General features: G+C 73.1%; 12 protein-coding genes. 8 read left to right on the top strand and 4 right to left on the bottom strand.

All coding sequences use genetic code 11. The features are described from left to right. Positions 1-35: 35 nt before the first annotated feature. From EV567_RS01550 to EV567_RS01530, 5 genes are all read left to right on the top strand, one after another. The gene (locus EV567_RS01550) at positions 36-1,358 is read left to right on the top strand and encodes a hypothetical protein (protein ID WP_130436736.1); all 1,323 of its coding nucleotides are present in this window, start codon (positions 36-38) and stop codon (positions 1,356-1,358) included. Beyond that, a complete protein-coding gene (locus EV567_RS01545; RefSeq protein WP_130436735.1) occupies positions 1,355-3,826 on the top strand; it encodes a serine/threonine-protein kinase in 2,472 nt (823 codons plus the stop codon). Before EV567_RS01550 ends, EV567_RS01545 begins: the two co-directional genes overlap by 4 nt. Beyond that, positions 3,827-5,410, top strand: coding sequence for a protein phosphatase 2C domain-containing protein (locus EV567_RS01540; RefSeq protein WP_407071558.1), 1,584 nt, complete (start codon positions 3,827-3,829; stop codon positions 5,408-5,410). 141 nt (positions 5,411-5,551) lie between these two features. Then, complete coding sequence (locus EV567_RS01535) at positions 5,552-6,898, top strand: VWA domain-containing protein (RefSeq protein WP_130436733.1); 1,347 nt, start codon at positions 5,552-5,554, stop codon at positions 6,896-6,898. Positions 6,899-6,945: 47 nt separating this feature from the next. Then, positions 6,946-8,661 (top strand): FHA domain-containing protein, encoded by a 1,716-nt coding sequence (locus EV567_RS01530; RefSeq protein WP_130436732.1) that lies wholly within the window; start codon positions 6,946-6,948, stop codon positions 8,659-8,661. Here EV567_RS01530 and EV567_RS01525 read toward each other — a convergent pair. Next, on the bottom strand, positions 8,642-9,721 hold the full coding sequence (locus EV567_RS01525; RefSeq protein ID WP_407071557.1) for a methyltransferase domain-containing protein: 1,080 nt from the start codon (positions 9,719-9,721) through the stop codon (positions 8,642-8,644). The genes EV567_RS01530 and EV567_RS01525 overlap by 20 nt on opposite strands. Before the next feature lie 97 nt (positions 9,722-9,818). On the opposite strand from EV567_RS01525, the gene EV567_RS01520 reads away from it, so the two are divergent. Further along, positions 9,819-10,232 carry a globin gene (locus EV567_RS01520; RefSeq protein WP_130437528.1) on the top strand — a complete coding sequence of 138 codons (414 nt, stop codon included), beginning with the start codon at positions 9,819-9,821 and terminating at the stop codon, positions 10,230-10,232. Between the two features lie 90 nt (positions 10,233-10,322). Here EV567_RS01520 and EV567_RS01515 read toward each other — a convergent pair whose 3' ends face one another. The 3 genes from EV567_RS01515 to ettA are packed head-to-tail and all read right to left on the bottom strand — an operon-like array spanning position 10,323 to position 13,108. After that, on the bottom strand, positions 10,323-11,030 hold the full coding sequence (locus EV567_RS01515; protein WP_130436731.1) for a hypothetical protein: 708 nt from the start codon (positions 11,028-11,030) through the stop codon (positions 10,323-10,325). After that, positions 11,027-11,437, bottom strand: a complete 411-nt coding sequence (locus tag EV567_RS01510; RefSeq protein ID WP_130436730.1) for a thioesterase family protein — start codon at positions 11,435-11,437, stop codon at positions 11,027-11,029. The genes EV567_RS01515 and EV567_RS01510 overlap by 4 nt, the downstream gene beginning before the upstream one ends. A 6-nt stretch (positions 11,438-11,443) precedes the next feature. After that, positions 11,444-13,108, bottom strand: coding sequence for an energy-dependent translational throttle protein EttA (ettA, locus tag EV567_RS01505; RefSeq protein WP_130436729.1), 1,665 nt, complete (start codon positions 13,106-13,108; stop codon positions 11,444-11,446). Between the two features lie 407 nt (positions 13,109-13,515). On the opposite strand from ettA, the gene EV567_RS01500 reads away from it, so the two are divergent. Both EV567_RS01500 and EV567_RS01495 read left to right on the top strand, forming a co-directional pair. Then, positions 13,516-13,773: a hypothetical protein gene (locus tag EV567_RS01500; RefSeq protein ID WP_130436728.1), complete on the top strand. Its 258-nt coding sequence runs from the start codon at positions 13,516-13,518 to the stop codon at positions 13,771-13,773. Between the two features lie 167 nt (positions 13,774-13,940). After that, positions 13,941-14,564 carry a DUF2637 domain-containing protein gene (locus EV567_RS01495; protein WP_347400475.1) on the top strand — a complete coding sequence of 208 codons (624 nt, stop codon included), beginning with the start codon at positions 13,941-13,943 and terminating at the stop codon, positions 14,562-14,564. Position 14,565 lies beyond the last annotated feature (1 nt).

Raw genomic sequence — 14,565 nt, 5'->3', positions numbered from 1 at the left:
GAGTGAACGACCGACTCAGCAGCGAGAGGTGATCGATGGGCGTCACGGGACCCCCCGGGCCGGTGATGGACCGGGACGAGGTCGACCGTGCGCTGGCGCGGCTCGGCGCGGAGCACGAGGCGATCGAGACCTCCCTCCTCGCCCTGCAGGACCACGCGGGCCGCAGGCTCCTCGAAGGCGCGCGCCTGACCGGCGTCACCGAGGAGCGCTGGACGGCCGCGGAAGCGTCGATCACGCTGCTGTGGGCCTACTTCGACGCGTACTCGGACGCGTTGCGCTCCGCCCGGGAGATCCGCTCACGGCGCCGCTGGTCCAGCCGTGAGGACCTGGTGGAGCTGACCGAGCTGCTGCGTGGCGAGTCCGTCACCGTGGCGGGGTCGGCGCTGGCCTCCGCGCCCACGCTCCACGGCACGGGCCGGCTCAGCCAGAGCTTCTCGCTGGCCACGCTCGTCGAGCGGATGAACGACCTGTACGCCTCCTCCCTCGACATGGTCGTCGCCGCCGACGCGGTGTGGTCGGCGCTGCCCGCCCGGATCGATCTGCTGGCCGCGGAGCTCCAGCGCACCCGGCAGCTCGCGCACTCCGTCGGGGTGCGCCCGGGCGAGCATCCGGCGGGCGACGACCTGGAGCGCATCACCGGCACCCTGACGCAGCTGCGGGAGCAGGTGATCAGCGATCCGCTGGCCTACTGGACGCCGGCGCAGGGCAGTTCGGCGCCCGGCGGCGGCCGCCCCGACACCACGGTCTACGACCGTCAGGCGCGGGCGCTCGAGGACGTACGCCGGGAGATCGACGCTGTACTGACGGTCCGTCAGGACGCGGAGAAGCGGCTTGTGCGGCTGCGGGACGTCCTCTCGCGCGCGGACCGCACGCTCGCGGAGGCGCGGACCGCGCGCGGTGAGGTGCTGGCGAAGATCGCGGCGACGGAGGTGCCGGTGGTCAGCGGCCCGCCGACCGCGCTCCAGGAGCAGCTGGCGACAGCCGCCGAGTACCGCAGGCAGGCCCAGTGGAACCGGCTGTCCCCGCTGCTGGAGTCGCTGGAGGAGAAGGCGGACGACGAACTTCTGCGCGCCCGCGAGTCGTTGACCGCGGTCACCGCGCCGCTGGCGGTCCGCGCGGAGCTGCGCGGCCGTCTCGACGCGTACAAGGCGAAGGTCGCCCGGCACGGCCTCGCGGAGGACCCGTTCCTCATCGAGCGCTACGACGCGGCACGGCGGATGCTGTGGAGCGCGCCCTGCGATCTGCGCGTCGCCGAACAGGCCGTGCTGCGCTACCAGCAGGCGGCCGCCGAACTGCTCGCCGCGCCGAGCGTGCCGGAGCAGGGCGAGCCCGAGGACCACAGGGGGGCGAGGTCATGAGTCAGGCAGGTCAGACATGCCAGCGGCCGGGCTGCGACGGGTCGTACGAGGACATGGGCGGCGGCGAGCTGTACTGCGACACCTGCGGTCTGGCCCCCGTCGTCTCGGCCGGCTCGCCGGCGTCCTCGGCGGGTGGCGCCAAGGGCGGGGTGGGGAGCGGCAGTTCGCGCTCCAGCGCGCGCAGCGCCCGCAGCTCGCGGACGTCCTCGCAGTCGTCGAAGTCCCGCCGCTCGGTGTCCGGGCGGCTCTCCCGCTCGCTCTCGGGGGCCTCGACGGGCCGCTCGGTGTCGGTGCGCAGCTCCGGCTCCACGGCGGGCTCCTCGGGGCGGGCCCGGCTGGGCGTCGGGTTGGTCGCGGTGCCTCAGGTACCGAGGCCGGACCCGCGCGCGATGGTCCTCGACAACCCCGAGGTGCCCGAGCGCAAGCGGTTCTGCTCGCGCTCCGACTGCGGTGCCCCGGTGGGCCGTTCGCGCGGTGAGCGGCCCGGGCGCACGGAGGGCTTCTGCACCAAGTGCGGCCACCCGTACTCCTTCGTGCCGAAGTTGAAGGCCGGCGACGTCGTGCACGGCCAGTACGAGGTCGTGGGCTGTCTCGCGCACGGCGGTCTGGGCTGGATCTACCTCGCCGTCGACCGCGCGGTCTCCGACCGCTGGGTGGTGCTCAAGGGCCTGCTGGACACCGGCGACCAGGACGCGATGGCCGCGGCGATCTCGGAGCGGCGCTTCCTCGCCGAGATCGAGCACGCCAACATCGTGCGGATCTACAACTTCGTCGAGCACCTCGACCAGCGCACCGGCTCGCTCGACGGCTACATCGTCATGGAGTACGTCGGCGGCAAGTCCCTCAAGGAGATCGCCAACGCCCGCCGCACGGTGGACGGCAAGCGCGACCCGCTGCCGGTGGAACAGGCGTGCGCGTACGGCATCGAGGCGCTGGAGGCGCTCGGTCATCTACACAGCCGCAACCTGCTGTACTGCGACTTCAAGGTCGACAACGCCATCCAGACCGAGGACCAGCTCAAGCTGATCGACATGGGCGCGGTGCGCCGCATGGACGACGACGAGTCGGCGATCTACGGCACGGTCGGCTACCAGGCGCCCGAGGTCGCCGACGTCGGCCCGTCCGTCGCCAGCGACCTGTACACCGTCGGCCGCACGCTCGCCGTCCTCACCTTCGACTTCCAGGGCTACACCACCGCCTACGCCGACTCGCTGCCCGACCCGGACAGCATCGAGGTGTTCCGCCGGTACGAGTCGTTCTACCGGCTGCTGGTCCGCGCCACCGACCCCGACCCGGCCCGCCGGTTCGCCTCCGCGCAGGAGATGGCCGAGCAACTGACGGGCGTGCTGCGCGAGGTCGTCTCGTTGCAGACCGGGCGGGCGAGGCCCGCGCTGTCCACGTTGTTCGGGTCCGAGATCAGGGCCACCGACACGGAGTTGTTCCCGCGGCTGGACACGGAGGTGAGCCGGCTGGGGGCACGCGCGAAGACGTCCCCCGTCGGGTCCGGTACCTCCCCCGCCGCGGCGCCGCCCCTGGTCCGGGCCGTGGACGCGCCCGCCGCCGCGCTCGCGCTGCCCGTCCCGCACGTCGACCCGTCCGACCCCAACGCGGGTTTCTTGGCAGGCCTGTTGACCTCCGCGCCGGGTGAGCTGATCACTGCGCTCGCGGCCGCGCCGGCGCCGTCCGTGGAAACCCGGCTGCGGCAGGTCCGCGCGCGGCTGGAGAACGGCGACCTCGACGCCGCCGTCGCCGCCCTGACCCAGCTGGAGGGCGAACGGCCCGACGACTGGCGGGTGGTGTGGTACCGAGGCGTGGCCTGCCTGGTCACCGGCGACCACGAGGGCGCCGCGCTCGCCTTCGACGCGATCTACGACGCCTTCCCGGGCGAGCCCGCGCCCAAGCTGGCGCTCGGGCTGTGCGCGGAGGTGCTGGGCCAGTTGGACAACGCCGCCGAATACTACGGCCTCGTCTGGTCGACCGACCCGAGCTATGTGAGCGCGGCGTTCGGGCTGGCCCGCGTGCAGCTCGCGGCGGGCGACCGCGGGCGCGCCGTGAGGACGTTGGAGTCGGTGCCGGAGTCCTCCATCCACTACACCGCCGCCCGGGTCGCGGCCGTGCGGGCCCGCCTCCGGCAGCGGACGGCGGCCGCGTCCGACGTACCCTTCCTGGAAGACCTCACCGCCGCCGCGGCACAGGTCGAGGCGCTGGACGCGTACGGGCTGGACGCGACGCGGCGCGAGCAACTGTCGGCCGAGGTGCTCGGTTCGGCCCTGGACTGGATACTCTCCGGTGGCCAGGGCGGCCCGGGCGCCCGGCGGGTGCTGCTCGGCAGCGACCTGGACGAGCGGGGGCTGCGCTTCGGCCTGGAGCGCTCGTACCGCACGCTGGCCCGGCTGGCGACCGGCGGTGAGGAGAGAATCGACCTGGTGGAACGTGCCAACCGTTACCGCCCCCGGACGTGGGTGTAGTTGATGTCCCAGATGCCCCGGCAGGCCGCCCTGCCGACCTGTCCGAGCTGCACGGAGCCGCTCGAAGCGACCGACCGCTTCTGCGGCGCCTGCGGCTTCGACCTGTCCTCCCCGCCACCGCACGCGGTCGACAGTCCCACGCTGACCATGAGCGGGCGGGGAGCGGGCAGAGGGTTCGACGGGGCGCCGTACACGGGGAGCCCGTCGCCGGGGACCGATCTCCCGCAACCGCCGGGCGCGGGCGCGGAGTTCCAGGTCCGGGGAGTGCCGGCGGCGCGGGCGGAACTTCGGGACGTGTCCCACGACGCGGCGGGAGCGGGGTCCACCCGTGCGCCGTCGGCAGGGTCGGAGGTGAGTGGCTTGGCTCAGTCGGATGCGGGCGGGCACGGGGAGCCGTCGCCGGGAGAGGGCGCGCCGGGAGGCGGGTCGCCCCAGGGCGGGGCGCCGATGCCGCCCGGTTCCCCGGCGCCGGCCGGCGGGCGGACCGGGCCGGGGCCGCACACGCCTCCCGGCGGTGCCGTGCCGCACGGCGGACAGGTGCCCCCGGGGGCCGACGGCGCCCCCGCCGAGCCGGCCGCGGGGCAGGGCTCCGGGGTGCGGTTCGACCGGCCGGCCGAGCCCGAGGAGTATCCGCTCCAGGCCCCCGACCCCCGGGTGGCCGCCGAGGCCGTCAAGGTGTGCGTGGCCTGCCGGGCGGGCCGGGTCGACGACGACGGCTACTGCGAGAACTGCGGCCACGCCCAGCCCCGCGAGCGCGACCACATGGAGCAGGAGGCCGGCCCGGTCGCCGCCGTCAGCGACCGCGGCCTGCGCCACCACCGCAACGAGGACGCCTTCGGCATCGGCCGGACCGCGCTGCCCGACGGCGCCCCCGCACTCGTCGCGATCGTCTGCGACGGCGTGTCCTCCGCGACCCGCCCCGACGACGCCTCGCTCGCGGCCTCCCAGGCGGCCAGCCGCTCGGTGCTGGCCGCCCTGCCGCAGGGCACGCACCCGCAGCAGGCCATGCACGAGGCGATCGTCGCCGCCTCCCACGCCGTCAACGCCCTCGCCCAGGAACCGGCCACCGCCCGCGAGCACGCCCCGCACCAGAACGCCCCCGCCTGCACCATCGTCGGCGCGATCGTCACCGCGGGCCTGCTGGTCGTCGGTTGGGTCGGCGACAGCCGCGTCTACTGGGTGCCGGCGGACCGCAGTTCGGCCCCGGCCCGGCTCACCGAGGACGACTCCTGGGCCGCCCAGATGGTCGCCGCGGGCCTGATGAACGAGGCCGAGGCGTACGCCGACGATCGCGCCCACGCGATCACCGGCTGGCTGGGCGCGGACGCCTACGAACTGGAGCCGCACACGGCCGCGTTCAAGCCCGACCGGCCCGGTGTGGTCGTCGTGTGCACCGACGGCCTGTGGAACTACGCGGAGGCCGCCGAGGAGATGGCCGAGGCGCTGCCCCTCGACGCCTCGGCACGGCCGCTGCACAGCGCCCGCGTCCTGGTCGGACACGCGCTCGACGGGGGCGGGCACGACAACGTAACAGTGGCCGTCGTCCCGTTCCCCGCCCCCGCCCAGGGGGCAGGATCGGCCTGAGGCCGCGCGCCGGACGCACTCGGCGCGCACAGCCGTACACCTGGCTCATGACACGGGGAAGCCGGGCGGACCGGAGGGGACCGGTCCGCCCACAGTCGTCACCCCACGGCCGTGGGGTTCGCGAGGGGGATGTGAGTAGGCATGGCCAATTTCTCGAAGTCGAACGTGCCGCAGTTCTCGGTGGACGTCTACCAGAACGAGTACCTGCCGGAGGGCGGCCGCGAGGTCAACGCGATCGTGACGGTCAGCGCCACCGGCGGCGGCACGATCGGCACCGCCGTCTCCGCGCCGCACCTGTACTCGCCCGGCGAGGGCCCGTCAGCCGCCGTGGCGATCATGGTCGACTGCTCGGGATCGATGGACTACCCGCCCACCAAGATGCGCAACGCCCGGGACGCCACGGCCGCCGCCGTCGACACCCTGCGCGACGGCGTGCACTTCGCGGTGATCGGCGGCACGCACGTGGCCAAGGAGGTGTACCCGGGCGGCGGGCGTCTCGCGGTCGCCGACGCCCGCACCCGCGAGGAGGCCAAGAAGGCCCTGCGCCGGCTCAGCGCGGGCGGCGGCACCGCGATCGGCACCTGGCTGCGGCTGGCCGACCGGCTGCTGTCCAGCGCCGACGTCGCCATCCGGCACGGCATCCTGCTCACCGACGGCCGCAACGAGCACGAGTCGCCGAAGGACCTCAAGGCGGCTTTGGACTCCTGCGCCGGCCGTTTCACTTGTGACGCCCGCGGCGTGGGCACCGACTGGGAAGTGAAAGAAGTCACAGGGATCGCCTCCGCCCTGCTCGGCACCGCCGACATCGTCGCCGACCCGGCCGGCCTCGCCGCCGACTTCACGCAGATGATGGAGACGGCGATGGGCAAGGAGGTCGCGGACGTCGCCCTGCGGCTGTGGACCCCGGTCGGCACCACGATCAAGTTCGTCAAGCAAGTAGCCCCGACGGTCGCGGAGTTGACCGACCGCCGCACCGAGTCCGGTCCGCGCTCCGGGGACTACCCCACCGGCTCCTGGGGCGACGAGTCCCGCGACTACCACGTGTGCGTCGAGGTCCCGGCCGCCCACATCGGCCAGGAGATGCTGGCCGCCCGGGTCTCCCTGGTCATCCCGCAGCCCGAGGGGGCGGCGCAGAGCCTGGGCGCACAGGGACTCGTGAGAGCCGTGTGGACCGACGACATGGCCGCCTCCACCTCGATCAACCCGCAGGTCGCGCACTACACGGGCCAGGCGGAACTGGCCCAGGCGATCCAGCAGGGCCTGGACCTGCGCAAAGCGGGTGATATGGATGGAGCAACGGCCAAACTGGGCAGGGCGGTCCAGCTCGCGAGCGCGTCGGGCAACGCGGATACTGCGAAACTGCTTGCGAAGGTGGTGGACGTGGTCGATGCCACGACAGGTACTGTGCGACTGAAGACGAAGGTCGCGGAGGCCGACGAGATGACGCTCGAAACCCGGTCCACCAAGACTGTCCGTGTGAAGAAGTGACCTGGTCCGACGCCAGTGGGACGCAGAAGGAAGGGGGACGCGCCGACATGCCGACCTGCCCGAACGGACACCAGTCGGGTTCCGACGACTGGTGCGAGGTCTGCGGTCACCGCATGGCCGGTGCCGTACCCCCGCCTCCGCCTCCGCCCCCTCCGGCCGGCGGGGGGTACGGCTTCCCGCCGGCCCCGCCCGGCCCCGGCGGCCGTCAGCAGCCCGGTGTGCCGAACACCGAGCCCGAGCTGTGCCCGCAGTGCCGCACGCCGCGTGAGGGCGGTGCGCCGTTCTGCGAGGAGTGCCGCTGGAACTTCCTGACCAACACGGCGACCTCGTACACCCCGGCCGCGCCGCGTCCGGGCGGGCCCGGTGGCGCGGGCGGTCCCGGTGGGCCTGGTGGCCCCGCGGGTCCGGGCGGGCCCGGCGGGGGCTTCGGCGCTCCGGGGGCCGGCCCCGGTGGGCCGGGTGGCTCCGGCTTCGGCGGTCCCGGTGGGCCTGGCGGTCCCGGTGGCTCCGGCTTCGGCGGTTCCGGTGGGCCCGGGCGTCCCGGTGGTCCCGGCGGTGGTCCGGGTGAGCGGTTCCAGCCGCCGCCCCCGTCGTTCGGCGGCAGCGACTCCTTCGAGTACCAGAGCTCCCGTCCCTCCCAGGTGAACCGTCCCGCCGAGCCGATCCCGCCGGGCCCGCCGTTCGGCGGCGAGCCGTCGCGTCCGCAGGGCCAGGGCGGCCCGGGCGGCGGACAGCCCCCGTTCGGCCGCGAGCCCTCCAGCCCCGGCGGCGACCCCTTCAGGCGCGGCCCCGCCGGCCCGGGCGGTCCTTCCGGTCCCTCCGGCGACCCCTTCGGGCGGGAGCCCTCCGGCGGTCCGGGCGGCGATCCGTTCCGGCGTGATCCCTCCGCCACCTCTCCCGGCGACCCGTTCCGGCGGGAGCCCTCGGGCGGCCCGTCCGGCGACCTCTTCTCGCGTGAGCCGTCCGGTCCGGGCGGCCGTCCTCCGGGTCCGCCCGGCGCGGGTCCCTCCGGTCCCGGCGGCGGCCCGGGCGGTCCGTCCGGCTTCGGCGGTCCCGGTGGCCCGGCCGGTTCGGGCGGCCCTGGCGCGGGTCCCGGCGGTCCCGGCATTCCGCAGGCCTACCAGCCGTCCGGCTTCCCGCAGGAGACCGGCCGGACGCAGCCGGGCGGCGGTCCGTCCGCTCCCCCCGGGCAGTCCTTCGGCGGCGGTGACGACGACTGGGTGATCTCCCCGCCGTCGCACACCGGCCCGAGCGGTCCCGGCGGTCCCGGCGGTGCGCAGGGCGGCGGTTACGGCTACCCCCAGACCGGCGCGACGCAGGCCCCGCCCCCGTCCGGCCCGGCGTTCCCGCAGCAGCCTGCGACGTGGACGGCGACGATAGGCCCCGACCGCGAGTACTTCATGGCGATGATGCACCGCTCGGGTCCCGAGGCCACCGGCCTGAACCTGCCCGCGTACTCCCCCGAGCAGCAGCGCACACTCACCGGCAACCAGATCACCATCGGCCGCCGGCGCCACTCCACCGGCGAGACCCCCGACATCGACCTGTCGGTGCCGCCGGAGGACCCGGGCGTCTCGCACCAGCACGCGGTGCTGGTGCAGCAGCCGGACGGCAGCTGGGCGGTCGTCGACCAGAACTCGACGAACGGCACGACGGTCAACGGCGGCGAGGAGCCCATCCAGCCGTTCGTGCCGGTGCCGCTGCGGGACGGCGACCGCGTGCACGTCGGCGCGTGGACGACGATCACGGTCCGCCGGGGTTAGGTCCCTTCCCGGGGTCGGGTCCCTCGCCGGGGTCCGGCCCCTGCGCGGCGACCGGTTCCGGCGCGAGCGGTTCCGGGAGGGCCCAGGCGTACGGCCCGTCGGGGGCGTCGAGCCACGCCCACGCGTGCTCGCCGTCGACCGTGACGCCGTACCGCTCCCGGCCGGGCCTGTCCTCGCGTTCCCACAGCGCGTACGCCGCCTGCGGGTCGAGGGCGCCCCGGGTCAGGGTCAGCAGGAACCGGAACAGGTCGCTCCCTCGGGCCCGCTGCGGGATCCCGCCCAGCGGCACCGGTTCCGGCTCGGGCCGCCCGCCCCCGCGCAACGGCACGAAGTAGGCCGGGGTGTGCAGGAAGCGCCCCTCGGCGTGCGCGGCGTCCTGGACCGTGAGCGCGACCAGGCCGGTGGCCAGCGGCGCGAGCACGAGCCCGCCCGGACGGCACTGGGCCGTCCACGCGCGCGGGATCGTCGTCAGGGTGCAGGTCACGATGATCCGGTCGAAGGGCGCCCGCTCCGGCACCCCGCGCGCCCCGTCCCCGGTGACGACGGCCGGATGGTGGCCGGCCTCGGCGAGATGCCGGCGCGCCGACGCGGTGATCTCCGGGTCCAGGTCGACGGTGGTCACGTTCTCCTCGCCGAGCCGGTACGACAGCAGTGCCGCGTTGTAGCCGGTGCCGGCGCCGATCTCCAGCACCCGGTCGCCCTCCCCGACCCGCAGCTCCGCCAGCATCAGCGCCATCAGGGAGGGCTGGCTGCTGGAGGAGAGCAGTTCGCCGTCACGCACCCGGGTGGCCAGCGGGACGTCCTCGTACGCGCCCCGCAGCCAGCGCTCACGGCTGCGCGGGTCCGGGCTCCCGGCCCACCGCCGCTCGTAGCCGCGGGGGCCGCTCACGTAGTAGTACGGCACGAAGAGGTGGCGCGGCACCGCCGCGAAGGCCTCTGTCCACCCCGGGTCGGCGGCGAAGGCCCCGTCGGCCTCGATCCGCCGCACCATCGCCGCCCGCTCCGACGCGGCGAGCACCGCGAACCCCCCGCCGTCACCGCCGAGCGCGTCCATGCCCATGCCTCCACTGTCCTGCGGCGGAAGGCCTCACGCGAACACCATGGCTCGCTCGGGACGGGTCCTAGGGCTGGAGACCTCGGTCGGCGCGTCTGAGAGCATGGAGGGCGTGAAAGAGATTCGGCGCGGCACGCTTCAGGAGCAGACCTTCTACGAGCAGGTCGGCGGGGAGGAGACCTTCCGCCGGCTGGTCCACCGTTTCTACGCGGGAGTGGCCGAGGACCCGCTCCTGCGGCCCATGTACCCCGAGCAGGACCTGGGCCCGGCGGAGGAGCGCCTGGTGCTGTTCCTGATGCAGTACTGGGGCGGCCCGACGACGTACAGCGAGAACCGCGGCCATCCGCGGCTGCGGATGCGCCACGCCCCGTTCACCGTCGACCGGGCCGCGCACGACGCCTGGCTGAAGCACATGCGGGACGCGGTGGACAGCCTCGGGCTCTCCGAGGAGCACGAGCAGACGCTGTGGAACTACCTGACGTACGCGGCGGCGTCGATGGTGAACACCCCGGAGTGAACGGGCCTGGACCGGCCGGGACTTGGACCGGCCGGGCTGGGGTTGGCCTGACTGCGGCCGAGGCTGAACGGACCCGTCAGGGCGCCCGCTTCAGCGCACGCTGAGGCCCAGTCCCCCGCTCCCCGCCCGCCGTACGGCGATCGACCCGTAGGGCGTCCGCAGCCGCAGCCACGCCCCGGACGAGAAGAGTGCCGCGTCCTGCGCAGCGCCCCGTGTCCCGCCCGCGGCGGCCGGGCCGGCGGTCGGCCGCAGGAAGCCGAGGGACTGAGCGGCGTGCACCGCCCGCACGGGGAGACCGGTGTCGCCGACCGTCCGGGACCAGATGTCGCGGCCGATCCGGTCGAGTTCGGCCCGGGTGCGCCGCTCGGGCGCCAGCTCCTCCGTACGCCGCCGGAACTCGCCGACCGCCGCGCCGACCATCGCCCGCAGCTCGCCGGCCGCCGGAAGCCCCGCCTCGGGACGCCAGTCGCCGCGCGGCGGCAGCACGCCCGCCCACGGCGGTCCGGTGACCGCGGCGGGCACGGCCGCGGTCACCGCCGTCTCCGCCACGCCCTCCAGCAGCTCACCGGCGGACACCGTCACGTCGAGCGTGACGTCCAGCCCGCTCTCGTACGGCTTCGCCAGCCCCACCGCGCGCACCGCCAGCACCTCGAAGGACGGCGGCCGTCCGAAGACGGCGAGCGCGGTGCCGGCCGCCTGGAGGCGGACCGCGGCTGAACGGTCGTAGTGGAGCAGCCGGGAGAGGAAGGCAGCGAGGTCCGCCGCCTCCCCCTCGTCGGCGAGGTGGAGCACCGTCATGCGGCGACGGCCTCCTCCGCGTCGTCCCGGTACTCCGCCAGGAACTCCCGCTCCTCGGCGGTGATGCGGCGCGGGCGCTGTGCCTCGAAGTCGAACGGCACGATCACCGTCGAGGCGGTCACGTAGACGTGGTCGCCGTCCTTCACCTCATAGGCGATGGTGAAGGACGCCGCCCTGACCTCCGTGACCCACAGCTCGACGTCCACGGGCGTGTGCCGGTGGACGAGCTGCCGCTTGTAGTCGATCTCGTGGCGCGCCACCACGGACCCCTGCTGGAAGTCCTTCTCCGGGCGGAACAGGAAGTCGATACGGGCTTCCTCCAGGTAGCGGAGGAAGACCACGTTGTTGACGTGGCCGTACGCGTCCATGTCCGCCCAGCGCAGCGGGCAGCGGTAGATGTGCCGCAAGACCGATCAGCCCCGGGTCAGCTTCTTGTAGGTGGCGCGGTGCGGACGCGCGGCGTCCGGTCCGAGCCGCTCGATCTTGTTCTTCTCGTACGACTCGAAGTTGCCCTCGAACCAGAACCACTTGGAGTCGCCCTCGTAGGCGAGGATGTGCGTGGCGACCCGGTCGAGGAACCAGCGGTCGTGGGAGACGACGACGGCGCAGCCGGGGAACTCCAGCAGCGCGTTCTCCAGCGAGGACAGCGTCTCGACGTCGAGGTCGTTGGTCGGCTCGTCGAGGAGCAGCAGGTTGCCGCCCTGCTTGAGGGTGAGCGCGAGGTTGAGGCGGTTGCGCTCACCGCCGGAGAGGACGCCGGCCGGCTTCTGCTGGTCGGGGCCCTTGAAGCCGAAGGCCGAGACGTAGGCGCGGCTCGGCATCTCCACCTGGCCGACGTTGATGTAGTCGAGCTCGTCGGAGACGACCGCCCAGAGGGTCTTCTTCGGGTCGATGTTCTCGCGGCTCTGGTCGACGTAGGAGATCTTGACGGTCTCGCCGACCTTGATGTCGCCGGCGTCGGGCGTCTCGAGCCCCTGGATCATCTTGAACAGCGTGGTCTTGCCGGCGCCGTTCGGGCCGATGACGCCGACGATGCCGTTGCGCGGCAGGGTGAAGCTCAGGTCGTCGATGAGGACCTTCTCGCCGAAGGCCTTGTTCAGCTTGCTGACCTCGACGACGACGTTGCCCAGGCGCGGGCCCGGCGGGATCTGGATCTCCTCGAAGTCCAGCTTCCGCATCTTCTCGGCCTCGGCCGCCATCTCCTCGTAGCGGGCGAGACGCGCCTTGGACTTGGCCTGACGCCCCTTGGCGTTGGACCGCACCCACTCCAGCTCTTCCTTGAGCCGCTTGGCGCGCTTGGCGTCCTTCTGGCCCTCGACCTTCAGACGGGTCTGCTTGGTCTCCAGGTAGGTGGAGTAGTTGCCCTCGTAGGGGTAGGCGCGACCGCGGTCGAGCTCGAGGATCCACTCGGCGACGTTGTCGAGGAAGTACCGGTCGTGGGTGATCGCCACGACGGTGCCCGGGTACTTGGCGAGGTGCTGCTCCAGCCAGTTCACGGACTCGGCGTCGAGGTGGTTGGTGGGCTCGTCGAGGAGCAGCAGGTCGGGCTGCTCCAGCAGGAGCTTGCAGAGCGCGACGCGGCGCTTCTCACCACCGGAGAGGTTGACGACCCTCCAGTCGCCGGGGGGGCACCCGAGCGCGTCCATGGCCTGCTCGAGCTGGGCGTCGAGGTCCCAGGCGTTGGCGTGGTCGAGCTCCTCCTGGAGCTTGCCCATCTCGTCGAGCAGCGCGTCGGAGTAGTCGGTCGCCATCAGCTCGGCGATCTCGTTGAACCGGTCGAGCTTGCCCTTGACCTCGGCGACGCCCTCCTGGACGTTCTCCAGGACGGTCTTCTCGTCGTTCAGCTTGGGCTCCTGCATCAGGATGCCGACGCTGTACCCGGGCGAGATGAACGCGTCACCGTTCGAGGGCTGCTCCAGCCCCGCCATGATCTTCAGAACGGTCGACTTACCGGCGCCGTTCGGGCCGACCACACCGATCTTCGCGCCGGGCAGGAAGTTCAGCGAGACGTCGTCAAGGATGACCTTGTCGCCGTGTGCCTTGCGCGTCTTGCGCATGGTGTAGATGTACTCAGCCAAGAGAAACCGTCCGGCAGCTTGAAATCTGGCAGTGGGCAGATACACCCCATCTTGCCGGACGGCCACCCCTGGGGGGAAACCCGTCCGGGCGGGGGGCGCTGACCTGGGCTTTCATCGTTGCAGGTGGGGGCGGCTGTCCGGCGGCGGTCACTGAGGGGCGTCGACAGGTGGCTCCAGATCCCCGGCCGGTTCTTGACGGGTCCCCCCGGCAGGCCCCGTGGGCGGGTGACGCCGGGCGTGTGTCATACGTGAGGATTTTCTGCGGGACGGGACTACTGGCGGTGAATCTGACTTTAATGAAGAAACGCCATCCTCAATGTTTTCACCGTCAGGGTCACTCATTCGCCACGTATCCGGAGCGGAGCGGGCGGCGTTAGCGGGGCATGACGAAAGCTAGGTTCCATGGCTTGCCTCACCGGGGGGTGGGGGAGGGCGATCCGCCCGCGGCCCGTGACGCGGCGGCCGGGAGACGTGCGTACGCCGATGTGACGCGCTCGGCGCTCCAGGCGTGCGGCATCCTGCGCGGGAGCGCCGCGCGGACCGAACCGCGGGTCACCGATTCGCTGCTGCGCGAGTTCATGACTCTGCTGGAGGCCGCGCAGAACGAACTCGATCAGCGGTGGAACAGGCAGGGAAACTCCGGCTGCCGCGCGGACCACGTGTAACGGGGCGGATGTGCATGAATCACGAGTATGCGGATCCCTCTTTTCTACGGAATGAATGGTATGCCGACCCATATTCATATGGGCCGGGCATCGGACAGCCCGGCGGTCCTGTCGACGCGCCGCACACGGGCACTCCGCTCACCCCTCCCGACCCGGGCTGGGACCCGGTGGAGGAACTCGCCTACCTCTTGCAGGAGGCGGTTCCGGCCGAGCAGACGGCCACGGTGCCGGCGCCGCGCAGCGAGTCGCCGCCCGGCGGCGACAGCGCCGACCCGATGGAGAACCTGGCGCACATCACCGCCCAGTTGCCGCCCATCCGGCGTTCCCCCGCCGGGCATCGCAAGATCCGGGTGCACAGGCTCCGGCGCGGGTGGCTGCAGACGGGCAGCCTGGTGATCATCGCGTTCGTCGCCGTCATCGCGGCGGCGGTCAGCGTCTTCTGCGGTGTGGTCGCCTACAGACCGCTGCAGAACATCACGTCGGACCCGGAGAGCGGGGTCACTCCCTGGTGGCCTCTCCTGGTGTACGGGCCCTGGACGGTGGCCTCCCTGTCCATTCTGCGCACCGCCCTGCACCAGCGCCGCGCCTGGCACTCCTGGTTGATCGTGCTGATGTTCTCCTCCGTCGCGATGATGCTGTGCGTGGCCCAGGCCGACAGGACGTTCACCGGCGTCGCCGCGGCCGCCCTGCCCGCTCTCGCCTGCCTGGCGTGCCTGCAACAACTCGTCCGGCAGATCACCCTGACCCTGGCGCCCCGGCAGAGCTCGCCCCGGCCGCGACGCCGTCCGTAGC

Origin of the sequence: Streptomyces sp. BK239, assembly GCF_004217285.1 — a bacterium.
Taxonomy (GTDB): Bacteria; Actinomycetota; Actinomycetes; order Streptomycetales; family Streptomycetaceae; genus Streptomyces.
Note: the sequence above shows the minus strand (reverse complement) of the source record. Positions and strands in the feature narration are given on the sequence as shown.

Coding starts and splice junctions, on each gene's coding strand:
- EV567_RS01520 (WP_130437528.1), top strand. CDS start 9,819: ATGGAGGGCGTGAAAGAGATTCGGCGCGGCACGCTTCAGGAGCAGACC.
- EV567_RS01545 (WP_130436735.1), top strand. CDS start 1,355: ATGAGTCAGGCAGGTCAGACATGCCAGCGGCCGGGCTGCGACGGGTCG.
- EV567_RS01515 (WP_130436731.1), bottom strand. CDS start 11,030: ATGACGGTGCTCCACCTCGCCGACGAGGGGGAGGCGGCGGACCTCGCT.
- EV567_RS01525 (WP_407071557.1), bottom strand. CDS start 9,721: ATGGGCATGGACGCGCTCGGCGGTGACGGCGGGGGGTTCGCGGTGCTC.
- EV567_RS01535 (WP_130436733.1), top strand. CDS start 5,552: ATGGCCAATTTCTCGAAGTCGAACGTGCCGCAGTTCTCGGTGGACGTC.
- EV567_RS01530 (WP_130436732.1), top strand. CDS start 6,946: ATGCCGACCTGCCCGAACGGACACCAGTCGGGTTCCGACGACTGGTGC.
- EV567_RS01550 (WP_130436736.1), top strand. CDS start 36: ATGGGCGTCACGGGACCCCCCGGGCCGGTGATGGACCGGGACGAGGTC.